The organism is Patescibacteria group bacterium, assembly GCA_041650995.1.
Classification (GTDB): domain Bacteria; phylum Patescibacteriota; class Patescibacteriia; order XYB2-FULL-38-15; family XYB2-FULL-38-15; genus JAHIRI01.
On the sequence record JBAZJZ010000001.1, the window covers coordinates 171312 to 193070 of the forward strand.

Annotated in this window: 22 protein-coding genes; all 22 read left to right on the forward strand. The window is 40.9% G+C overall.

Going from position 1 to position 21759, the window contains the following annotated elements:
* Position 1: 1 nt before the first annotated feature.
* The 22 genes from WC445_00895 to WC445_01000 all read left to right on the forward strand — a co-directional run bounded on the left by WC445_00895 (position 2) and on the right by WC445_01000 (position 21580).
* On the forward strand, positions 2-631 hold the full coding sequence (locus WC445_00895) for a hypothetical protein (GenBank protein ID MFA5128502.1): 630 nt from the start codon (positions 2-4) through the stop codon (positions 629-631).
* 4 nt (positions 632-635) lie between these two features.
* Positions 636-878: a hypothetical protein gene (locus WC445_00900; protein MFA5128503.1), complete on the forward strand. Its 243-nt coding sequence runs from the start codon at positions 636-638 to the stop codon at positions 876-878.
* Between the two features lies 1 nt (position 879).
* Positions 880-2616 (forward strand): GspE/PulE family protein, encoded by a 1737-nt coding sequence (locus WC445_00905; GenBank protein MFA5128504.1) that lies wholly within the window; start codon positions 880-882, stop codon positions 2614-2616.
* A gap of 30 nt (positions 2617-2646) precedes the next feature.
* Positions 2647-3726: a type II secretion system F family protein gene (locus WC445_00910; GenBank protein ID MFA5128505.1), complete on the forward strand. Its 1080-nt coding sequence runs from the start codon at positions 2647-2649 to the stop codon at positions 3724-3726.
* Positions 3727-3898: 172 nt separating this feature from the next.
* Positions 3899-4339 (forward strand): type II secretion system protein, encoded by a 441-nt coding sequence (locus WC445_00915; protein ID MFA5128506.1) that lies wholly within the window; start codon positions 3899-3901, stop codon positions 4337-4339.
* Positions 4340-4430: 91 nt separating this feature from the next.
* A complete protein-coding gene (locus WC445_00920) occupies positions 4431-5207 on the forward strand; it encodes a prepilin peptidase (protein MFA5128507.1) in 777 nt (258 codons plus the stop codon).
* 1 nt (position 5208) lies between these two features.
* The gene (locus WC445_00925) at positions 5209-5724 is read left to right on the forward strand and encodes a prepilin-type N-terminal cleavage/methylation domain-containing protein (GenBank protein MFA5128508.1); all 516 of its coding nucleotides are present in this window, start codon (positions 5209-5211) and stop codon (positions 5722-5724) included.
* Between the two features lie 140 nt (positions 5725-5864).
* Positions 5865-6482, forward strand: a complete 618-nt coding sequence (locus WC445_00930; protein ID MFA5128509.1) for a prepilin-type N-terminal cleavage/methylation domain-containing protein — start codon at positions 5865-5867, stop codon at positions 6480-6482.
* Positions 6483-6491: 9 nt separating this feature from the next.
* Complete coding sequence (locus WC445_00935) at positions 6492-7070, forward strand: prepilin-type N-terminal cleavage/methylation domain-containing protein (protein ID MFA5128510.1); 579 nt, start codon at positions 6492-6494, stop codon at positions 7068-7070.
* A gap of 13 nt (positions 7071-7083) precedes the next feature.
* Positions 7084-7971 carry a hypothetical protein gene (locus tag WC445_00940; protein MFA5128511.1) on the forward strand — a complete coding sequence of 296 codons (888 nt, stop codon included), beginning with the start codon at positions 7084-7086 and terminating at the stop codon, positions 7969-7971.
* A gap of 2 nt (positions 7972-7973) precedes the next feature.
* A complete protein-coding gene (gene ligA / locus WC445_00945; protein MFA5128512.1) occupies positions 7974-10046 on the forward strand; it encodes an NAD-dependent DNA ligase LigA in 2073 nt (690 codons plus the stop codon).
* 30 nt (positions 10047-10076) lie between these two features.
* The gene (gene gatC, locus WC445_00950) at positions 10077-10370 is read left to right on the forward strand and encodes an Asp-tRNA(Asn)/Glu-tRNA(Gln) amidotransferase subunit GatC (GenBank protein ID MFA5128513.1); all 294 of its coding nucleotides are present in this window, start codon (positions 10077-10079) and stop codon (positions 10368-10370) included.
* 27 nt (positions 10371-10397) lie between these two features.
* Complete coding sequence (gene gatA / locus WC445_00955; protein ID MFA5128514.1) at positions 10398-11819, forward strand: Asp-tRNA(Asn)/Glu-tRNA(Gln) amidotransferase subunit GatA; 1422 nt, start codon at positions 10398-10400, stop codon at positions 11817-11819.
* Between the two features lie 6 nt (positions 11820-11825).
* The gene (locus WC445_00960) at positions 11826-12419 is read left to right on the forward strand and encodes a hypothetical protein (protein ID MFA5128515.1); all 594 of its coding nucleotides are present in this window, start codon (positions 11826-11828) and stop codon (positions 12417-12419) included.
* Positions 12420-12422: 3 nt separating this feature from the next.
* A complete protein-coding gene (locus WC445_00965) occupies positions 12423-12878 on the forward strand; it encodes a hypothetical protein (GenBank protein ID MFA5128516.1) in 456 nt (151 codons plus the stop codon).
* A 27-nt stretch (positions 12879-12905) separates the two neighbouring features.
* Positions 12906-13736 (forward strand): carotenoid biosynthesis protein, encoded by an 831-nt coding sequence (locus tag WC445_00970; GenBank protein MFA5128517.1) that lies wholly within the window; start codon positions 12906-12908, stop codon positions 13734-13736.
* A gap of 218 nt (positions 13737-13954) precedes the next feature.
* On the forward strand, positions 13955-15361 hold the full coding sequence (locus WC445_00975; protein ID MFA5128518.1) for a hypothetical protein: 1407 nt from the start codon (positions 13955-13957) through the stop codon (positions 15359-15361).
* A gap of 38 nt (positions 15362-15399) precedes the next feature.
* Complete coding sequence (locus WC445_00980) at positions 15400-17520, forward strand: type IV secretion system DNA-binding domain-containing protein (protein MFA5128519.1); 2121 nt, start codon at positions 15400-15402, stop codon at positions 17518-17520.
* Positions 17521-17587: 67 nt separating this feature from the next.
* The gene (locus WC445_00985) at positions 17588-18133 is read left to right on the forward strand and encodes an epoxyqueuosine reductase QueH (protein MFA5128520.1); all 546 of its coding nucleotides are present in this window, start codon (positions 17588-17590) and stop codon (positions 18131-18133) included.
* A 60-nt stretch (positions 18134-18193) separates the two neighbouring features.
* Complete coding sequence (locus WC445_00990; GenBank protein ID MFA5128521.1) at positions 18194-18499, forward strand: hypothetical protein; 306 nt, start codon at positions 18194-18196, stop codon at positions 18497-18499.
* 68 nt (positions 18500-18567) lie between these two features.
* Positions 18568-19626 carry a tRNA 2-thiouridine(34) synthase MnmA gene (gene mnmA / locus WC445_00995; protein ID MFA5128522.1) on the forward strand — a complete coding sequence of 353 codons (1059 nt, stop codon included), beginning with the start codon at positions 18568-18570 and terminating at the stop codon, positions 19624-19626.
* A gap of 4 nt (positions 19627-19630) precedes the next feature.
* On the forward strand, positions 19631-21580 hold the full coding sequence (locus WC445_01000; protein MFA5128523.1) for an alanine--tRNA ligase-related protein: 1950 nt from the start codon (positions 19631-19633) through the stop codon (positions 21578-21580).
* Positions 21581-21759 lie beyond the last annotated feature (179 nt).

Genomic DNA, 21759 nt, shown 5'->3' on the forward strand with positions numbered 1-21759 from the left:
TATGGAAAAAGTAGAAGAAAAAAAATCGAAAGAAGAGCAGAAAGAAGAGTCGAAGAAAAAAACATCTTCTTCTCTTTTGATATTTTTATTGATTGCGATTTTCGCAGTTGCGGGCTATCTTTTAATTTGGCCGGAATATAGCCGTCTGTTCGACGCTCGGGCAAAAATAGTTTTACAAAAACAAGCGTTGGAAAATGCATCTAAAGCTTTTGGGGAAATCAATAAATTGTTGGAAAACTACGCTGATATTTCTTCGGAAGAGAAAGAAAAAATTGACGCGATGTTGCCAGATGAAGTTGATGAAGCGGGACTCTTTACTTTATTTGAAACTTTAGCACAAAAAAATAAAATTATTGTCTTGGCGGTTGATATCAGCGAAAAAGAGTCAGCGGAAAATCTAAAAAATTTAGGGATTGTCGAAGTTCAGTCTTCCCTTAATCTTACCGCGGGTCCGGATTCGGAAGATTCATACGGTGATTTTAAAAAATTTTTAGTTGACGTAGAGGCAAGTTTAAGATTGGCAGACATCACTTCAATAAATTATACGCCGGAAACAGCCACCTACACATTAAATCTAAAAACTTATCGCATGGCGCAGGCGCAAAGTTCCTTAGGACAACCTGCTCCGTAAATTTATGAAAAAAAGAGCACTGATTTTAATAGTTGTATTATTGCTTATCGCGGCAGGCGGATATTTTTTATATTATAAATTGATGAGCGAAGAAGTAGGCGGTACGCTTGGCATTACAAAAACTATTGATACGAATTTTGACACAAAAATTTTTTCTAACAGTAAGTTTGACGGATTAAAAACATATGTAGTTTTGCCGGTTGAAGTCGGTCAGAAGGGAAAAATCAATCCCTTTATGAAGTTTTAATATGGATAATAGTCCCTTACTTAGTATTTTGCTCCAGGAAAAATTGATTGACGGAGAAAAAGCAGGTGTATTGATGGAGGAAAGTCAAAAAACAGGAAAAAGTATTGAAGCCCTTATTGACGAATCGGGCCAGATTGAAGAAGAAAAACTGGCCGAAGTAAAGGGCAAAGTTTTTAATTTGCCGTATGTTAATTTAGTCGGCCGTGAAATAAAATATGAAGATTTAAATATCATTCCAAAAGACGTGGCGGAAAATAATCATGTCGTTTCTTTTGAAAAACTTGATGGTGCGGTTAACGTTGGCATTATCAATCCGGGGAATATCGCAGCCATGGAGGCGATTGATTTTTTAGCTAAGGAGAAGAAATTTTCCGTTAAATATTTTATAATTTCTCCGGCCAGTTTCAGGGATGCCGCGAAAAAATATGAGATTTTGAAAAAAGAAGTGGAAAAAGTTTTGGAAATCGCCGAGGAGAGATTTAAAGAAGAAGAAAAGGAAATTGAAGAGATTCCGGTGGGTGAGGTGGCAGAAGCGATTAAAAAAGCTCCAGTTTCCAAAATGGTTGCGATGATCATGAAATACTCCGTTGATAATAAAGCTTCGGATATTCACATTGAACCCGCGTTTAAAGAATCCCGAGTTCGTTATCGCATAGACGGCGTCCTCCGTCCGAGACTCGCCCTTCCAGCCTATATTCACGCAGCTGTAGTCGCAAGAATTAAGGTTTTAGCCAATTTAAAATTAGACGAGACGAGAATCCCTCAGGATGGAAGAATTAGACAGGTTATCAACGGAAGAAACGTTGATTTTCGTATTTCCACGTTGCCTTTGATGGACCAAGAAAAAGTTGTGATGAGGGTTTTGGAGACCGCAACAAAAGCCGCAACACTTGAAGATCTTGGATTTCGCGGGCGGGCGGTGGAAATTATCAGTCGGGAAATAAAAAGACCGCATGGACTTTTGCTTGTTACCGGTCCGACTGGCTCTGGTAAATCCACAACTCTTTACACGGCGCTTTCTATGGTAAATCGTGAAGGAATCAACCTTGTAACTTTAGAAGACCCGATAGAATATTATATTGGCGGAGTAAACCAGTCGCAAATTCGGCCGGAAATTGGATTTACTTTTGCCGCCGGACTTCGTTCTCTCTTGCGGCAGGATCCGAATATTATTATGGTCGGCGAAATTCGCGACAATGAGACAGCGGAACTTGCTATTCACGCGGCGCTTACTGGCCACTTAATTTTTTCCACCCTGCACACAAATGACGCCGCCGGAGCGATCCCGCGTTTGATTGATATGAAAGTAGAGCCGTTTTTATTATCATCAACCTTAAATGTAGTCGTCGCCCAGCGATTAGTTAGAAAAATTTGTTCTTTTTGTAAAGAAGAAGTTGCCATGCCCGTCGATGTTACAGAAAATATCAGAAACGAGCTGGTTTCCATGCCCAAGAAATTTTTGCCGTCAGGAGTTGATCTGGATTCTCCTTTCAAACTTTGGCACGGGGCAGGCTGCGCGCGTTGTAATAATGAAGGGTATATTGGTCGAGTCGTTATTTCTGAAGTTTTGGAGGTTACGGATAATTTAAAAAGAATTATCGCCGAGGGATTTAATATTAAAAATTTTAATGAGGAAAGAAAAAATCAGGGCATGGTCAGCATGAAACAAGATGGGTTTTTAAAAGTACTTGAAGGATTAACAACCGTAGAAGAAGTTTTGCGTGCGACACAAGAATAAAATAGAATTTAGGAAAATCTGCTTATGGCGATGGATACAAATCTAGATAAATATATTGCGAAAATACCTTTTTTAAACCGAGTCCCGGCTAAAGACTTGGTTATTTTTGCTCGTCAGCTTTCGGTTATGATTTCCGCCGACGTGCCAGTTGTTCAGGCTTTGAAAATTTTGATCCGGCAAACAGCTAACAAAAATTTACGAACTGTTGTGGCCAATCTCGCCGCTGATGTTGAGGGCGGCGCGAAACTTTCCATCGCCCTGGGACGGTACCCTCATATTTTTGACGATTTTTTTGTTAATATTATCCGTTCAGGTGAAACGACGGGAAAGCTAGACGAGGTTTTGGATTATTTGGCAACTCAACGGGAAAAAGATTATGATCTGCAAAGCAAAATAAAGGGCGCCATGATTTATCCAGCGTTTATTTTGTTTGGTTTGGTAGCGGTCGGCATTGTGATGATGATTTTCGTTATTCCTAAACTGACGGATATTTTAAAGGAAACGGGAGGGGTCCTACCTCTTTCTACGAGAATTTTAATTACAACTTCTGATGTGATGACAAATTATTGGTGGGCTCTGGCGGTCGTTGTTGTGGGTATTGTTTTAGGCGTGAGATATCTAATCAGTTTTCCTCTTGGCAGAAAATATTGGGATACGATGAAATTAAAGTTACCAATTTTCGGCCAATTATTTAAAAGAATTTACATAGTCCGTTTTACTCGCGGACTTTCAACGCTTCTTACTGGCGGAGTGGAAATTGTAGGAAGTTTGAAAATCGCCGGAGAGATTACTGGAAACGCGGTTTATAAAGAATTGATAACGGAAACCATGAAAGAGGTGGAGGACGGCAATCCAATTACGACGGTTTTTGCCAAAAGCAAAGATATCCCAATAATGGTTACTCAAATGCTGGGCATTGGAGAGCAAACCGGGAAAATTAGTGTTATTTTGGAAAGAATTACCGATTTTTATACGCGAGAGACGGAAAATATGGTTAGGAATTTAACCACGATTATGGAGCCGCTTATTATGCTTTTGATGGGGGTGGGCGTTGGCATTATGGTCGCGGCGGTAATTTTACCAATGTACAGTCTGGCGACGCAGTTTTAGTTGTGGAACTTAAAATTTGAAACTCGCAACTCGTTGACAGTTTATCAAGCCCAAAGTTCCATGTTTCAAGTTCCATGTTTCATGATTTTGTGTTATAATTTAATAATAATTTAATCCTAAAAAATCACAACTTAGAAGCTTAAAGTTGTGATGGACGAAAGGAGGTGGAAGAATGTTTAAAAATAAAAAAGGTTTTACCTTGATTGAATTGCTCGTAGTTATTGCCATTATCGGCTTGCTTTCAACCTTGGCGGTCGTCGCTTTGACTTCAGCTAGAACTAAAGCCAGAGATTCAAAGAGAGTTGCGGACATGAAACAGGTCCAAACAGCTATGGAATTGTATTACAGCGCTAACAACGCTTATCCTCTTTGTGCTGCCGGAACATTGGTTTCTGCTTGCGGAGTTTTGGCGCCTGATTATTTGCCCGGCGTTGCTAATTTGAAGGATCCGGGTGGAATTGCAGCGGCTTGCGCCGATCCAGCAGCAGCGAAGTGCAATTATTCTTTTGGCGCACCAGTAGCGGGCGAGTTTGAGGTCAATTTTTGGTTAGAGGGAGCGACAGGAGATTTAGCTGCAGGTGCTCATACGGTAACACCGGCTGGTCTCAAGTAAATTTAGTCTCAAAATTTTGAGAGATCAAAAAACTCCCGCGCGGGAGTTTTTTGTTTGGTTTTTGCTTATTTTTGTGGTATAATTTTTGAATATGGTGATTACAATAGTTTTTATTTTTGGCTTAATTTTGGGAAGTTTTCTAAATGTCGTAATTTGGCGGATGCATGCCGGAGAGTCGGTTTTAACCGGCCATTCCCATTGCCCAAAATGCCGCCATATTTTAGGTCCTTTTGAATTAATTCCGGTTTTAAGTTTTCTAATTCAGAAGGGGAGGTGTCGGCATTGCGGAAAATCAATTTCCTGGCAATATCCGCTCGTGGAACTTTCTACCGCGATTTTATTTTTGCTCGTTTATTTGCCGTACGATTTACGGTTTACAACCTATAATTTTTTTCTCTTAGCAAGAACATGGTTTATCATTGCTACTCTGATAGTAGTTTTTGTTTATGATTTAAAATATTATTTAATTTTGGATAAAATAATTTATCCCGCAGCGGCGGTTGTTATTATAACTTTGCCGTTAATTTATGGAGGAGAAATTTCTTGGTGGGGATTAGTTGGTCCGATTATCGCAGCAATTCTGGGCGGCGGATTTTTTCTTTTGCAGTATTTAATTTCAAAAGGTAAATGGATTGGCGGGGGAGATATAAAAATGGGAGCGTTGATGGGTTTGATTTTGGGAATTGGCGGGCTCGGCGTAGCTTTGTTTTTTGCGTATGTCGTCGGCGCGGTTATAGGGTTGATTTTAGTGGCCGGGAAAATTAAAACAATGAAAAGCCAAGTGCCATTTGGGACGTTTCTCGCCGCCGGAACTGTTTTCGCGATGTTTTTGGCTCGGCCAATTTTAAATTGGTATTTAAATTTTTAAAATGAGAAAAGGTTTTACGATAATTGAACTGCTTGTTTCTTTGGGAATTTTTATTGTTGTGACGACCATGGTCGTGACGAATTTTCGGGGAGGCAGTCGGAGTGATGAATTGAAAATCGCGGCGGAAACGATTGCTTCCAATTTGCGGCGGGTACAAAATATGGCTTTGGCCGGCGAACTTACAGACGGAGTAACACCTCCGGGAGGATATGGTATTTATTTTAATTTGGGAAGTTCGGACCGCTATATAATTTTTGCCGACAAAAATGGAAATCTCGCTTACGACATGAACGAAGCTTTGCCGGACGGGACAATTATTTTAGCTAAAAACATAAGTTTGAGCGGCGTTTTTCCCGCGGTCGCGTCAACAGTAATTTTTAAGCCGCCAAAGCCGACAATCTACATTAATGGAGGCACGGCCGATAATGTTATTACGGTGACGATCAAGCATGCGTTAAGCGGAAAGATTAAAAAGATTTTGGCTAATAGAATTTCGGGCAGAGTTGACGTAGAGTAAATAAAAGAGATTTGAGAATCGAGAATTGAGTTATGGGTTTTAATTTTCAAAATTTAAAAATTCGGCAATATCGTCTTTGGTTAAATCGTTTCCGCGCCAAAAATTTTAATCGGGAGATTGCTAAAATGCTTTATCCACTAATGAAATATATAAAATTTAATTTTCAATACTCAGCTCTCGGTTCTCAATCCGGCCAGAGTTTAGTGGAAATGATTGTTGCCATTGCCATAATTTTGACCGGTTTGGTGGGAGCTTTGTCGCTCACTATTTCCAACTTAAGCGGAGTGGACGAGGCGGGGACAAGGGTTGTAGCGTCAAATCTCGCGAGGGAGGGCGTTGAAGTTGTGCGTAATTTTCGCGATACAAATTGGCTCCAAAATTTAGATTGGGATACTGGACTTTTTTTAATAAATGATTTTACGGCGATCGCCGTTTTTAATCCGCTAACAAATAAATGGCACCTAAATTTTACTCCGAACACTGTGGCTGATCCGGCGGCGAAATTATACCGCGGGGCGGAGAACATATATTTGCAGGATGTAGTTCCGCCGGGTGGCACGGCGACTTTTTATTCGAGACTTTTGACTCTTGATCCAATTTGTTTTAATGCATTGACCCAAACAGAGAATATTACCGGGAATTCTTGCGGCGCGGGAGAAGAAAAAATTGGCATCAGGGTTAAGTCGGAAGTGATATGGAATTTATCTGGCCGTCCGCGAGACGTAACATTAGAAGACAGAATTTATAATTGGCGGTAATAAGGGAGTATGAATAAAAAAGGTTTTACACTCGTAGAAATGATGGTGGTGCTCGCGATTTTTTCCGTGGCAACGGTTGTCATTGTGGATATTTTTATGATGGCGGGCAAAGCGCAACGCCGGACTTTAGCGATAGAAAAAATTCAATCCGACGCGCGATATTCCATAGAAGCGATTTCTAAAGAAATAAAAATGGATATGATTGATTATGGTTGGGCGGGATACGTCGGCGGAATAACTTTGCCCGAAGATGCGCTTGCTCTTTTGGACGCGGACAACAATTCGATTATTTTTAAAAAAAGTGAGGATGATTGTCCTACGGGAACGACAAAATGTCTTGTGGTAAGTCTTGATGGCGGATTGACCTGGGCGAGCATTACTTCTGAAGGAAATAATGTGGAGGATTTAAAATTTTATATTGATCCGCCGGTTGATCCGTTTGTAATGAATGCGGGAAATACTTACGACTCGGATAATCAGCCGAGAGTTACTATTGTTCTTGCAACCAAAGGTATTGGCGGCCGGGCAGAGGAGCAGCAAACGATTTATTTGCAGACAACGGTGTCGAGTAGAATTTACCGCAGGTAATTCAAAATTAAAAATGCAAAAGTCAAAATTACAATTAAAAATTAAAAATTTCAAAAGTGAAGACGGCAATGTATTATTGTTAGCTCTATTAGTTATGGCCGGAATTATGACCGCCGGGCTAGGAATTGGCACGATTATTTTGAACGAAATAAAACAAGCGCGAAATATTGATTTTTCTACCGTAGCTTATTATGCGGCTGAAGCGGGAGTTGAGCAGGCTATTTATAAATTAAGAAAAGAAAACGCAGTTTTAAATTGTCCGGTTGGGGTGTGCGGCGCGAACGGGTTTTGTTCGGGTGGAGAAAAAGAAGCGTGTTTTTCGGCGACAGGAGATTTGAGCAATCAATCTTCCTGGACAAGAACGGCTATTAATAAAGAGTGGCAAATTTATGGCAAAATAGAGAAAGATAATTCAATGCAAATAGATCTTTTCGATCCAGAAAATGCCGTTGCCGCAGGAGTTGAATCCGTTAAAATTGAGTGGGTGCCGAACTGCGTCGCTCCGGATGTTTCCACCATTGAAGTCAGTTATGTTAGCTGGGATCCAGCGGTCGGATGGTTAGAAGAAACGGAACGAAAATTTAAATATACCGCATTTGAAAGTCCGGCAAAAATTAACGGTTTTACAAGTACTAAGGCATACCGGCTTAGAATTAAATCTTTTTTCTGCGATATCAGTAATGTTATAATTACGGCCTGGGGAGCAGATAACGCTGATCCTCCGCAGATAGAAATTCCCGCGAGGATTATTTTAAATTCAACTGGTAAATATAGCGTTGTGCGCCAGGCAATCAAAGTGACCATGCCCCGAAAATCTCCCATGTCCGGACTTTATGATTATGTCCTTTTCAGCGAGTGTTCGCTTGTAAAAGGAGGCGCGGCAGTTTGCCCGGTAGAATAAATATGACAAGGGAAGAAATAAAAAAGAGAATAGAGAAATTAAAAGCGGAAATTGATCATCACCGCTATCTTTATCATGTTCTAGATCGGCAAGAAATTTCCGATTCCGCCCTGGATTCACTAAAACATGAATTATATAAATTGGAGCAAGAATATCCGGAATTTATCACGATCGATTCGCCGACTCAGCGCGTTGGCGGCGAAGCATTGAAAGAGTTCAAAAAAGTTGTTCATGAAACTCCGATGCTTTCCATTGAAGATGTTTTTGAATTTAAAGAATTGGAAGCCTGGGAAGAGCGGATTAAAAAACTTCTGCCACATCAAAAATTTGATTATTATGCGGAAGTAAAAATGGACGGTTTGGCCGTGGCGTTGATTTATAAAAATGGGATTTTCGGCGTTGGGTCTACGCGCGGAGACGGGAAAATCGGAGAAGACGTAACGCAAAATTTGAAAACAATTGAGGCGATTCCATTGCGTTTGAATGAATCGTCGGAACGGGAAATTGAAAATTTTATAAAAAAATACGGCGAGGCGGTTGATAAGAAAAAGTTTTTGGAAAAAATAAAAAATTTTCCGGAAAAAATTGAAATTCGCGGAGAATGTTTTATGAATAAAAATGTTTTTGAAGAACTGAACCGCGAGCAAAAGAAGAAAGGGGAACCGCCCTTCGCAAATCCCAGGAACGCCGCGGCCGGAAGCATCCGTCAGTTGGATTCAAAAATTACCGCTTCGCGCAAATTAGATTTTTTTGGCTACGCGCTTATGACCGATTTTGGCCAAAAAACCCATGAAGTAGCGCATGAAATTTTAAAGTTACTTGGGGTAAAAGTAAATCCGGAAAATCTTTACGCGAAAAATCTCGCGGAAGTTGAGGAATTTCATAAATACTTAGCGAAAGTCAGAGGAAAATTAAATTATTGGATAGATGGTGAGGTGGTTATTATAAATAGTAATGAAGCTTTTGATAAATTGGGCGTGGTCGGTAAAACGCCACGCGGTATGGTTGCTTATAAATTCCCGCCGGAGCAGGCGACAACAATTGTCCGCGAGGTTGTCTGGCAGGTTGGCCGAACGGGTGCCATAACGCCGGTCGCGGTTATGGATCCGGTTTTTGTCGCCGGCACGACCGTGACACATTCAACTTTGCATAATTTGGACGAGATAGAAAGGTTAGGTTTAAAAATCGGCGATACGGTGATTATTGAAAAAGCTGGAGATGTAATTCCAAAAGTTGTCCAGGTTTTGCCAAATCTTCGGACAGGCAAAGAAAAGAAAATTATTCCGCCGGAATTTTGTCCGATGTGTGAAACAAAACTCATGCGGCGCGAGGGGGAAGTCGCGATTTATTGTCCTAATTCAAAGTGTTTTGCCCAGACGCTTCGTCAAACATCGCATTTTGTTTCTAAACGAGCTTTTAATATAGATGGTTTAGGTCCAAAAATTCTTGAAAAATTTTTAGAGGAAGGATTGATTCGCGACGCGGCGGATTTGTATGAACTTGAAACCGGAGATATTTTACCCCTAGAACGTTTCGCGGAAAAATCAGCAGATAATTTAATTGAAGCGATTGATAAAAGCAGAAAAATTCCGCTTAGTCGGCTTATCTACGCCCTTGGGATTCGTCATGTCGGAGAAGAGACTGCCGCGGATTTAGCGAATTATTTTGGTAGTTTGGAAAAATTACGCGAGGCGACGCCGGAAGATTTGGAAGGTGTGCCAAATGTCGGCGGCGTGATGGCGGAAAGTATTTTAGAATGGTTTCGGGATAAGAGTAATAAAGATCTTGTGGCGCGATTATTAAAAAATATTGCGGTCATAAAACCGCCGGCGACAAAAAAAACCTGGCAGGGTTTAAAATTCGTTTTGACCGGAACTTTGGAAAATTTGACGCGCGATCAGGCAAAAGAAAAAATTCAGACACTTGGCGGCGATGTGGCGGGTTCGGTGTCGAAGGAAACTGACTACGTCGTGGCTGGTAGCGAGCCAGGGTCAAAATACGACAAGGCCAAAAAGTTAGGCGTGAAAATTTTGGGCGAAAAAGAATTTTTGGAGATGCTCCGCAAGGCTGGTTAATTATGTTTTTAGGCGGTATAATAAGTAAATATGAAATTAACAAAACTTGAAGTTGAACACATCGCCACTTTGGCGCGATTGGAATTGACCGAAAAAGAAAAGGAAAAATTTGCCGAACAGTTGTCGGCGATTTTGGGATATTTTAAAGAGTTACAAAAAGTTGATTTGAAAAATGTTCTGCCAACGGCGCAGGTGACGGGATTGGAAAACGTTGCTCGGCCGGATGAAGTTAAAAAATGTGATGAAGAAAAAATGAAAAAATTAATTGTCGCCGCGCCGGAGAGGGTGGATAATTTGGTAAAAGTTAAAGCCGTGTTTGAGTAATGAATTATGAATTAGGAATTGTGAATTATGAAGTTGAATGAGTTAACAATTAAACAAGCCCACGACGGCTTGGTAAAGAAAAAATTTACATCAGCCGAATTGACTTCGGCCTGTTTGACGCAAATAAAAAAGTTGAACAAAAAATTAAACGCGTTTATTACTGTGATGGAGCGTGAGGCTTTGGAGCAAGCGGAAGCGGTTGATAAAAAAATCGCCAAGGGTGGGAAGATTGGAATTTTGGAAGGAATACCAATGGCGCTAAAAGATAATATTTTAGTAAAAGGTTTTCGCGCGACTTCGGGTTCAAAAATTTTAGAAAATTATGTTGCGTCCTACGATGCGACAGTGGTGGAAAAATTGAAGGTGGCCGGAGCAATAATTTTGGGAAAAACAAATATGGACGAATTTGCCATGGGCGCTTCAACCGAGACATCGTATTTTGGTCCGACAAAAAATCCGCATGACCCAACTCGTGTTCCGGGCGGATCGTCTGGCGGTTCGGCGGCGGCCGTGGCGGCAAATATGTGCATTTACGCGCTCGGTTCTGACACTGGCGGTTCAGTGCGCCAGCCGGCATCTTTTTGCGGTGTTACGGGTTTAAAGCCGACTTATGGGGCAGTTTCTCGTTATGGTTTGATGGCTATGGCTTCGAGTCTAGATCAAATCGGACCGATTACAAAAAGTGCGGAGGACGCGCAAGCGGTGTTTGAAGTAATAGCTGGCCATGATACGTTAGATTCTACTACGGTAGAAAAATCAAAAATAAAAAATCAAAAATCAAAATTACAATTTGAAATTAAAAATTTAAAAATAGGTATTCCGAAGGAATATTTTATTGGTGGAATAGATAATGGCGTTGAAAAAGTTGCACGAACATCTGTTGAAAAATTAAAAAATGCGGGCGCGAAAATAGTGGATGTCAGTTTGCCACACGCGGAATATGCCTTGGCTGTTTATTATTTAATTATGCCAGCCGAAGTTTCCGCCAATTTGGCGCGTTTTGATGGCGTGAGATATGGATACCAAACAAAAAAAGCAAAAACACTTTTGGATGTATATTTAAAAACTCGTGCTGAGGGTTTTGGTGATGAAGTTAAGCGCCGAATAATGCTTGGCACTTATGCCCTGTCGGCTGGCTATTATGATGCGTATTACTTGCAAGCGCAAAAAATGCGGACATTGATTCGCGAAGATTTTGAGAAAGTTTTTAAAGAAGTCGATTGTATTTTGACGCCGACAGCACCGACCACGGCCTTCAAGATTGGAGAAAAAATAGATGATCCGTTGACGATGTATCTGTCTGATGTTTTCACTGTTTCAGCGAACGTTGCCGGAGTGCCGGCAATTTCCGTGCCGTGTGGCGAGGTAAAAAAAATGCCGGTGGGTTTGCAGATTATGGGAAAATGGTTTGATGAAGAAACAATATTGGAATTAGCAAAATTAATTTAAAATACAATGAAAAAAATTAATGTTAAAAAAGGGAAGAAATCAACGAGTCAGACCGCGCTCACAAGATCAGTAAAAAATAAATTGACGGCAAGCCATACGCCGCGCGTTGCACCGAGCTGGTGGGAACACGAAGTTAAAGGAAAAAAGCCGCTTCGCGTTTGTTCCCGTTGCGGCGCGGTTTATTTTGATGAGCATTGGCACACTATTCCGAATTTTCTGAAACTATATAAAAAAATGTTGTCTCCAAAACCGGTTGCGAAAGAATTATGCGCCGAGTGCAAATGGATTATGGGCGGAAAAAATAAAACCGGATGGGAAGGGGAGTTAGTTTTGGAAAATTTAGTGCCTGAAGAAAAAAGTGAAATTGTAAATTTAGTGCGAAATGTCGGTAAGCGCGCCTTTCTCCGCGATCCCGAAGATCAGATTATAAAAATTGAAGACATGGGCCGCAAGGTGCGCGTCACAACCACGGAAAATCAACTGGCTGTTTCTATCGGTAAACAAGTCGCGAGCGCTTTTAAGGGTGGCCGCTTGGAAATAATCTGGTCGGATGAAGACGCGCCAGCGAGAGTTCGGTGGATAAGGAAAAATAAGAAATAAGATATGACCGTTGAAGTCGATCTCTACTCTTTAGTTAAATTTATCGGCGGGACGCTGGCCGCGATCGCTTTTATTTTTTTAATATACCGCGCGTACAAAGCTATTGCGGTATTTTTTAAAAGTAGGGAATATGATCTAGATAAGAGCGGCATAAAAAAACGTTGGCAGGAGATAGAAAAAATGCTCGATGGTCCCGGTGAAATGAATTATAAAATAGCCGTGATGGAAGCGGACAAAATGCTTGATTATGTTTTAAAATCAATGTCAATGGCTGGAAAAGATATGGGAGAGAGGATCCGATTCGCGAGTTTTAAATACAGCCGGCTAAGAAAAGTTTGGTGGGCGCATGTTTTACGAAATCAGCTTGTGCACGAAGCGACTTTTGTTTTGGATTATGGCATGGCCAAGAGAGCAATAAAAACATTTAGGCGCGCGCTCGAAGAATTGGGCGCGTTATAAATAAATTAGTAATTAAGAGTAAATTTTATGCAGTCAAAAAATTTAAATTTTTTTCTTGCTAATTTATTTTTTGCCGCGATTATAATTCTATATATTTTTATTTTGTGGAAAGGTCAGGATATTGGCGGATTTTTTCTGACGGCGTTTTTTACTTTATCGGTTTTTATTTTTACGCTTTGGCACGCCTTCAGGAAATTCGGCGCGAGAAACGCGATTCTCTTTCTTTTTTTAGTTTTATTTGTAAGTTTGGGAGCTGAGTTTATCGGCGCCAATTTGGCTAATAACTTTGAGGGGTATTACAAATATTCAGAATTTTTAGGATGGAAGTTTTTAAATATTCCGTTGCTTATAATTTTGATGTGGACGGCAATTATTTATCTTTCCTATCAGGTTTCGGAACACATTACCAATTTTCGATTTACGAAACAAACTCCGTTTTTACAAAAGTTTTGGGTTAGTTTCTGGTGCGCGCTTTTGACATCGCTTGTAGTTGTGGCTTGGGACTTTGCCCTTGAGCCGCTCGCGGTAGAGATGGGATGGTGGTCGTGGCTTCATCCCGGAGAATATTTCGGCGTGCCGATTAATAATTTTTTCGGCTGGATGACGATTTCTTTCTCCACAGTTTTTCTTTATAAAATTTTCTTTGAGAGAGAAAGGCCGGAAGAGGCGACCTTGTTTGATTACGCTCCAATTATCGGATATGCCATGATTTGTTTTTTCACCATTCTTACGGCTATAAATATCAATAAGCCCATCTTTGCCCTGATTGCTTTTACGGGAATGTTTCCCTTTGCCTGTATTATGGTTGTTAAATTCTTGGTTGGCCGGCTTAATTTTCCCGAACAATACAGGAAATAATCGTATAAAACATCTTACCGCCGGCGAACATAGCTGGCGGTTTTCATTTGCTGTTAACCTTGACGCCCTTTTGTGGTATAATAAATGTAGATAGCAATACGCGAAGCAAGATTAATTAATTACTCAATTACTATCAATTACTTAATTACAACGAGGTAATTGGTAATTAGGTAATTAAGTAATTATTGTTTTGGTTTTGTGTTATTTAAATTCAAGCGATGATCACTATTGATTTGAGTTATTTTGATACTTTAGCGACAATGTCGCCGCTTGCGATTATGTGGCGGCTTTTCGCCGACGGAGGGTGGGCAATAATCCTCTGGGTTTTTCTTTGGGGATCTTGGGAAATTTGGGTTAATTGGCGGCAAAATCTTTATGAGGCCAAACGCCGTTGGATATTTTTGGCGGTGGATATTCCCAAGGCCGTCTTGGATGAGCCTGGCCAATCGCCGCGTGCCGTAGAAAATATATTTGCTCATTTGGACGGTGCTCACGGCTCTGACACTCTTTGGGAAAAGTATTGGGAAGGCAAAACTCAGGATTGGTTTAGTTTGGAAATAGTGAGCATCGAAGGGTACATCCAATTTGTCATTCGCACTCGCGATAAATTTCGTGACCTAGTGGAAGCGGCGATTTACGCGCAATATCCCGACGCGGAAATTACGGAAGTTATTGATTACACCAAATGGGCGCCAAAGAAATTTCCCGATCCTGAGTGGGATTTATTTGGTACAGAGTGGATTAAAGTTAGAAAAGAAGATGCCTACCCGCTTCGGACATATCATGATTTCGAAGATCCGGCGACTAAAGAATTTAAAGATCCTCTGGCAGCCGTGCTTGAAACGATGTCTAAAATGGGAAAAGGTGAACATATCTGGTTCCAAATAATTGTGACGCCGATCAGTCAGAAAGAATGGACTACGAAAGGTGTAAATTTAGTTAAAAAGTTAATCGGCGCGAAAGTGGAAGCTAAACAAACTTGGGCGGATAAAGCTTTTGATTTGCCGCTTAAGGTGGCCGATACCGCGCTTAGTCAAATTTTAAGCAGCGCGGAAGAGGCACCTAAGAAAAAAGAAGAAAAAAAAGAAGCATCGCAAATGCAATATCTTTCTCCCGGAACAAAAACTTTAGTGGAAGCCATTGAGAAAAAAATTTCCAAGATTGGTTTGCAAACAAAGGTAAGGATGATTTATCTCGCTCGAAAAGAAGTTTTTAAAAAGTCCCGCGCTGCGCATCCAATGGTTGGGGCTATTAAACAATTTAATACGCTGGATGGTCAAAGCATAAAGCCTGAGTATAAAAAAGTTGGCACAGCCGCCCATTATATTTTGGTAAAGAAAAGAGTGGCTTGGAAAAAAGAAAAAATCATGAGGGCTTACAAGGGACGCAGCCCCTCGCGCGGGATTGGTAAGGGTTTTGTTTTAAATATTGAAGAATTGGCTACAATGTGGCATTTTCCGGCGTTTTGGATTAAAGCACCGCCAGTTAAGACCGTGGAGAGTAAGCGAGGCGTTCCGCCCATTAATTTGCCTTTTGAAGAGCCGTCTTACATGAAAGCAATCGCGGAAACAGCGGGTGAGGAAGAATTGGAAAAAGAAATTCCGCCAAACCTGCCCACGGCGTAGAGATCTAATGTGGAAAATATTAAGTATAAATACTCACAATGGAGGAAGTCGCATTGTTCGCTGAAACAAATTTTCGGGGGGAGCGGAAACGTTTCGGCATAAAAACCGACGATCGCCGTCGGCACATGTATATCATCGGTAAAACCGGCATGGGAAAAACTACCACGCTGGAGAATTTGATTATCTCCGATATCAGAGCGGGTCGCGGTGTGGGCGTGGTTGATCCACATGGCGACTTAGCGGAAAAAATTCTTGATTTCATCCCGGCGGATAGAATTAACGACGTGGTTTATTTTAATCCGGCTGACTTGGATTGGCCGATTGCTTTTAATATTTTGGAATCAATTGATCCAAGATATAAACACCTTGTCGCTTCCGGTATGATGGGAGTTTTCAAAAAAATCTGGCCGGATGTTTGGTCGGCCCGAATGGAATATATTTTGAATAATACAATTTTAGCGCTCTTGGATTGTCCGGGGTCCACGATGCTTGGCATCAACCGGATGTTGGCCGACAAGGATTATCGGAAAAAAGTTATTCTTAAATTGAAAGATCCGGTGGTTAAAGCTTTTTGGGTTGATGAATTTGCAAAATATAATGAAAGATTTGCCACTGAAGCGATCGCACCAATTCAGAATAAAGTTGGTCAGTTTTTATCGGCTTCAATCGTTAGAAATATTGTTGGCCAGGTGAAATCTACGATTGATATGCGCGAGATAATGGACAGCCAAAAGATTTTTATAATGAATTTAGCAAAAGGCCGGATAGGTGAAGACGCGAGCGCTCTTTTGGGAAATATGCTTGTTACAAGAATTCAGTTGGCAGCCATGGGGCGCGTTGATATTCCGGAACCTCAGAGAAAAGATTTTTATCTCTATGTCGACGAATTTCAAAATTTTGCCACGCTGAGTTTTGCCAATATTTTATCCGAGGCCAGAAAATATCGTTTGAATTTGATTTTAGCTCATCAATATATTGAACAGTTGGCCGAAGAAGTTGCCGCCGCTGTTTTTGGCAATGTCGGAACAATTGTTGCTTTTCGAATTGGCGCGGCTGATGCCGAGGTTTTGGAAAAGGAATTTTCACCAACCTTCACGTCTGAAGATTTGGTAAATCTGACTAAGTACGACACGTACATGAAATTGATGATCAATGGAGTATCATCAACGCCTTTTTCCGCTTCGGGTTTGCCGCCAGTTATGGGCCCGACTGATAATCGAGATAAAGTCATCCGCGTTTCCCGGGAACGTTATGCCAAGCCGAAGGAAATCGTTGAAGAAAAAATTATTCGCTGGAGCGGAATGCAGGTTATTGGCACTGAAGAAAAATCAGATGAAGAACTTGAAGCGGAGATTAAAAAGTCAATTGAAGAAAAAAAGAAAGAGGCAGAAGGTCTAAAAAGCGGAGTAGCGGAGGCGGGAGAAAAGAAAAAACCGGAAATGTCTCAAGTCGAACTTGAAGAACGTGCCATTACCGCTCGTGAAGCATTTTTGGAAAAATCAAAAGTTCAAGCGGTTGATTTCTTAAAAATTTTTGCTTCAGAACCAGAAGAAAGGGAAAAGATTATTGAAGAACAAGAAATAAAAAAGGAAGTGGCTGCTCCAACCGTGATTGTACGCCCGCCGAAAGTTGTGATTAAACCGACAGAACAAATTAATATAGATATACAAATAAAGGAACCGCAGCGGCATGAAAAGCCGGCAAGGGAAGAAAAAAGGGTGCCGGTTCAAAAACAAGAAAAAGCTGTCCCTCAAAAATCAGCGACAGAGGAAGATCTTCCGTCGCCCCTGAAGCTGGATGAGCCGGAGGAGAAAAAAATTGCATCTGTTTCGGAAAATCTCCCTACAGTTTCTTTGGATAAAAAATCAACTCCGGCTGTGATGCCCGCGCCTCCAGCTGTTTTGCCGATTAAAAAAGAAGAAAAGAAAAAAGAAGAGGATAGGGATAAAAAGACATTTGAAGAAAAATTTCCTTACGAAATAATTTGCTCGGCTTGCGGAAAACCGGATAGAGTTTCTTTTAACCCCGATCCGAATCGGCCAGTTTATTGTAAGGCCTGTCTCAAAATTGAAAAAGAAAAGGAAAGGCAGGCGAAGAAAAATAAAAATAGACAGAAACAAGTGCCACGAGCCGCAGGAACGGAGCCGAAGAGTTCATAATTTACAAAACATAAAAGAAAAACAAGCTCTTGAAAAGCTTGTTTTTATGTGGTAAAATTGGTTCGCTATGAATTTAACTAAACCTAAATTATTACTTCATATTTGTTGCGGCGTTTGCGGGGCATGGGTGCCTAAAAAGCTGTCCGCAGATTTTGACGTAACTTTATATTTTTTTAATCCAAATATTGCTCCGGAGGAAGAGTACAAAAAAAGATTGGCTGCGGCGTGGGAGGTAGCAAAAGAGGCACAAATAGAATTGGCTGAAGGGCAGTATCAGCCGCAGGAATGGCTGGCTTTAGTTCGTGGCCACGAGAGTGACCCGGAAGGCGGAGCACGATGTGAAATGTGTTTTAGTTTACGTCTCGGGGAAACCGTAAAACATGCCAAAGAAAATGGTTTTGAATATTTTGCTTCAACCTTGACCATTGGCCGGAATAAAAAAGCGGCGGTGATAAATCCGCTCGGGGAAAAATGGGCAAAACAATTTGGCCTGAAATTTTTGGCGGAAGATTTTAAAAAGGGCGGCGGGCAGGTAGAGACCGACAAAGAGTCGCGTCGCCTGCACTTATATCGGCAAAATTATTGTGGTTGTATTTTTTCAATAAAAAAATAAAAAAGAAAGAGTTGACAAAATTGTTTTTTTAATATATCCTCTCTCCAAGAGGAGGAGCAAATGTTGGACGACGGTGGAATAGACTGGGGTGATGATGTCCGCGAGGGGAGGATGGTTCGTTGGCGCGATCCGCGAAACGCGGAATTGTTCAACAGCGGTCCTGGACCATTCCGCGCGGTGAGAGTTAGAGAAGATGAAGCTGCTCCCGTTTGTACTTGCGGTGGTAATGGCGGTGGTTTGCTCGACGATGGGCACAGTTTTCATTGTGAAATTCGAGTGAAGCGGGTTGTGGCAACGTTCGTGACGGTCGTAATGAACGGACGGCATTGTTCTTTTGACGCAGATCTCTTCGAGGTCGAGAAGTGAGGACAGAAAGCGATGGTTAAAAGCCGTCGCTTGTTTTTTATCAAGAATTGTTGTAAAATTGGGTAATTATGGTTAAAAAGAATAAAAAAGTAATGGTGGCAATGTCAGGCGGGGTTGACTCCTCGGTCGCGGCCGCACTTTTGAAAAAGCAGGGCTATGATGTCGTTGGCGTCTTTATGCGTTTTTGGTCAGAGTCGTCCAGCGGCGCAGGGTCGGCGATGAATAAGTGTTGTTCGTTTGAAGCGTATTCCGACGCACGGCGCGTGGCGCAAAAATTAGGAATTCCGATTTATACGCTGAACATGAGGGTTCGATTTAAGAAGTCGGTGGTCGATTATTTTTTAAAAGAATATCAAGCCGGGCGGACGCCGAATCCTTGCGTGGAATGCAACAGGTTTATAAAATTCGGTGAACTATTAAAGAAAGCGCGGGCGATGGACCTGGATTATATTGCGACCGGCCATTACGCGCGAGTGTACGGAGCGAAATTATTAAAAGGAAAAGATTCAAAAAAAGATCAATCATATTTTTTGTATACTTTGACGCAAGATAAGTTAAAACAGGTTTTGTTTCCGGTAGGAAATTATAAAAAACCGAAAGTTCGCGAGATGGCAAAAAAGTTTGGTTTGCCGGTGCATTTGAAAAATGATAGTCAGGAAGTTTGTTTTGTCGGGGCGAGTTTGAAAAATTTTTTGAAAAAATATTTAAAAGTTAAAAGTGGAAAAATTATAGAATTGAAAAGTAAAAAAGTTTTGGGTAGACATGAAGGTTTGCCATTTTATACAACTGGCCAGAGAAGAGGACTCGCGCTTGGCGGTGGACCGTGGTATGTTGTGAAAATTGATGTAAGAAAAAATGTTTTGTATGTTAGTCGCGATCAAAAAAAGTTATTAACTAAAGAATTGACAGCCGGAAAAGTTAGTTGGATTTCCGGTGTGGCGCCGAAGTTGCCGATTCGCGCGAAAGTGAAAATCAGATATAAGCATAAAGAAGCGCCAGCCGCGATTCGAAAAATAAAAAATAATTATAAAATAATTTTTGATAAACCTCAGAGAGCCGTGACAGCCGGACAGTCAGCAGTTTTTTACAAAGGTGACGAAGTCCTCGGCGGAGGAGTTATAAAATAAAATTATGACAGCAAAAGAACTAAGAGAAAAATTTTTAGAGTTTTTTAAGGAACGCAGTCATGCCGTTCTTCCTTCGGCTTCTTTAATTCCGGAAAATGATCCGACCGTGCTTTTCACAACAGCTGGCATGCATCCGCTTGTCCCGTTTTTGCTTGGCGAAAAACATCCGGCCGGGAAGCGGTTAGCGAGCGTTCAAAAATGCATTCGTACTGGCGATATTGATGAAGTTGGCGACAATTGGCACAACACCTTTTTTGAAATGCTTGGCAACTGGTCGCTTGGAGATTATTTTAAAGAAGACGCGATTAAATGGAGCTGGGAATTTTTAACAGATAAAAAGTGGCTCGGTCTTGATCCGAGGAATTTAGCAGTTTCAGTTTTTGCCGGAGACGCTGACGCGCCGTTTGACGAAGAGGCATATAAAATTTGGCGTGAGTTGGATGTGAGTGAAGAAAGAATTGCCCGACTGCCAAAAGAGGATAACTGGTGGGGACCAGCCGGCACAGTCGGACCATGCGGACCAGACACGGAGATGTTTTTTTGGGCGGGGGAAGGCGAGGCGCCAAAAAAATTTGATCCTCAAAATAAAAATTGGGTGGAAATCTGGAATGATGTTTTCATGGAATTTACCAAGAGAATTAAACCGAATAAAATGGATGAGCATGATAAATTATTAGTCCAGGGAGAACCAATACCAGAGGATTTTTATGAATATGTAAAATCTGAACAAAAAAACATTGACACTGGCATGGGCCTTGAGCGGACGATCGGAGTTTTGAATGGTTATAAAAGTGTTTATGAAACAGAATTTTTCTCAGATCTTATTAAAAAAATTGAGGAAATCTCTGGTAAAAAGTATATTGACTGTCAACGGGAAATGAGAATTATCGCTGATCATGTTAAAGCGGCAGTGATGATCTTGGGCGATGATAAAGGAATTACCCCTTCTAAAACAGGGAGAGGTTATGTTGTAAGAAAATTAATTAGGAGAGCTATTAGAAATGGTTGGCTGGTAATGGATAAAGGTAACTGGAATATTTCAATTTTTGCGAAGATTGTTATCCAAAATTATGAGAAAGTTTATGAAGAATTGCGGAGGAATGAAAAATTTATAGTTGATAATTTAATCGAAGAAGAAGATAAATTTAATAAAACGTTAGAGAGGGGGTTAAGAGAACTCCATAAATTAGGTTATAATATTTCAGGGAAGGAAGGTTTTGATTTATATCAAAGTTACGGACTAACGGAAGAAATAATTTTAGATGAATTAAAATATCATTATTTTTATAGCGTTGATAATGAATTGCTGGTTGAGGCTGGTTGGGATTCAAAAAAAATCCAGGTTGAAAAAGAAAAAAATGAAGCCCTAATAAGGGGATTCGATAGTTTTAAAAAGAAGTTTAAGAAGGAATTTAATGAGGCTTTTAAAAAGCACCAAGAACTTTCGCGAACTGCTTCGGCTGGACAATTTAAAGGTGGTTTGGCAGATGCCGGCGTGGAGACGACTCGACTGCACACCGCGGCACATTTGATGCTCGCGGCTCTGCGGCAAGTTTTGGGCGATCATGTTCAGCAAAAGGGAAGTAACATCACTGCCGAGCGATTGCGCTTTGATTTTTTTCATCCACAAAAGGTAACGCCGGAAGAAATAAAAAAAGTGGAAGATATAGTTAATAATGAAATCAGCAAAAAAACACAGGTGCAAATGGAAGAGATGACAGTTGACGAAGCAAAGGCAGCGGGCGCGACCGGAGTTTTTGAACATAAATACGGCGATAAAGTTAAAGTTTATACAATCGGCGACCCCCGATCAGGTCGAGGGCAAGCTTTCAGTAAAGAAATTTGTGGCGGTCCGCATGTGGATAATACCGGAGAATTAGGTCATTTTAAGATTATAAGGGAAGAGGCTTCAAGTGCCGGAATTCGTCGAATTAAAGCGGTTTTGGAACAATAGGAGCTTTTATTTGACAGAAATACGAGTATTCTGTATAATATTACTTGACACCTTTTAAGGGGAATAATATAATAATTCCAGTAATAACGAAATCAAAATTTTAGGACTGGGGACTCGGAGGAGATTCCGGGTTCTGCGGTTTTTATTTTAGTTATCAAAGAGAAAATTAAGAAAGTTCA

Bases quoted from the DNA above. Each gene is read 5' to 3' on its own strand.
- WC445_00970 (MFA5128517.1), top strand. From the start codon at position 12,906: ATGCAGTCAAAAAATTTAAATTTTTTTCTTGCTAATTTATTTTTTGCC.
- WC445_00985 (MFA5128520.1), top strand. From the start codon at position 17,588: ATGAATTTAACTAAACCTAAATTATTACTTCATATTTGTTGCGGCGTT.
- WC445_00900 (MFA5128503.1), top strand. From the start codon at position 636: ATGAAAAAAAGAGCACTGATTTTAATAGTTGTATTATTGCTTATCGCG.
- WC445_00930 (MFA5128509.1), top strand. From the start codon at position 5,865: ATGAAATATATAAAATTTAATTTTCAATACTCAGCTCTCGGTTCTCAA.
- WC445_00915 (MFA5128506.1), top strand. From the start codon at position 3,899: ATGTTTAAAAATAAAAAAGGTTTTACCTTGATTGAATTGCTCGTAGTT.
- WC445_00960 (MFA5128515.1), top strand. From the start codon at position 11,826: ATGAAAAAAATTAATGTTAAAAAAGGGAAGAAATCAACGAGTCAGACC.
- WC445_01000 (MFA5128523.1), top strand. From the start codon at position 19,631: ATGACAGCAAAAGAACTAAGAGAAAAATTTTTAGAGTTTTTTAAGGAA.
- WC445_00965 (MFA5128516.1), top strand. From the start codon at position 12,423: ATGACCGTTGAAGTCGATCTCTACTCTTTAGTTAAATTTATCGGCGGG.
- gatA (MFA5128514.1), top strand. From the start codon at position 10,398: ATGAAGTTGAATGAGTTAACAATTAAACAAGCCCACGACGGCTTGGTA.
- WC445_00940 (MFA5128511.1), top strand. From the start codon at position 7,084: ATGCAAAAGTCAAAATTACAATTAAAAATTAAAAATTTCAAAAGTGAA.
- WC445_00905 (MFA5128504.1), top strand. From the start codon at position 880: ATGGATAATAGTCCCTTACTTAGTATTTTGCTCCAGGAAAAATTGATT.
- gatC (MFA5128513.1), top strand. From the start codon at position 10,077: ATGAAATTAACAAAACTTGAAGTTGAACACATCGCCACTTTGGCGCGA.
- WC445_00990 (MFA5128521.1), top strand. From the start codon at position 18,194: ATGTTGGACGACGGTGGAATAGACTGGGGTGATGATGTCCGCGAGGGG.
- WC445_00935 (MFA5128510.1), top strand. From the start codon at position 6,492: ATGAATAAAAAAGGTTTTACACTCGTAGAAATGATGGTGGTGCTCGCG.
- WC445_00925 (MFA5128508.1), top strand. From the start codon at position 5,209: ATGAGAAAAGGTTTTACGATAATTGAACTGCTTGTTTCTTTGGGAATT.
- WC445_00975 (MFA5128518.1), top strand. From the start codon at position 13,955: ATGATCACTATTGATTTGAGTTATTTTGATACTTTAGCGACAATGTCG.
- WC445_00895 (MFA5128502.1), top strand. From the start codon at position 2: ATGGAAAAAGTAGAAGAAAAAAAATCGAAAGAAGAGCAGAAAGAAGAG.
- mnmA (MFA5128522.1), top strand. From the start codon at position 18,568: ATGGTTAAAAAGAATAAAAAAGTAATGGTGGCAATGTCAGGCGGGGTT.
- WC445_00980 (MFA5128519.1), top strand. From the start codon at position 15,400: ATGGAGGAAGTCGCATTGTTCGCTGAAACAAATTTTCGGGGGGAGCGG.
- ligA (MFA5128512.1), top strand. From the start codon at position 7,974: ATGACAAGGGAAGAAATAAAAAAGAGAATAGAGAAATTAAAAGCGGAA.
- WC445_00920 (MFA5128507.1), top strand. From the start codon at position 4,431: ATGGTGATTACAATAGTTTTTATTTTTGGCTTAATTTTGGGAAGTTTT.
- WC445_00910 (MFA5128505.1), top strand. From the start codon at position 2,647: ATGGATACAAATCTAGATAAATATATTGCGAAAATACCTTTTTTAAAC.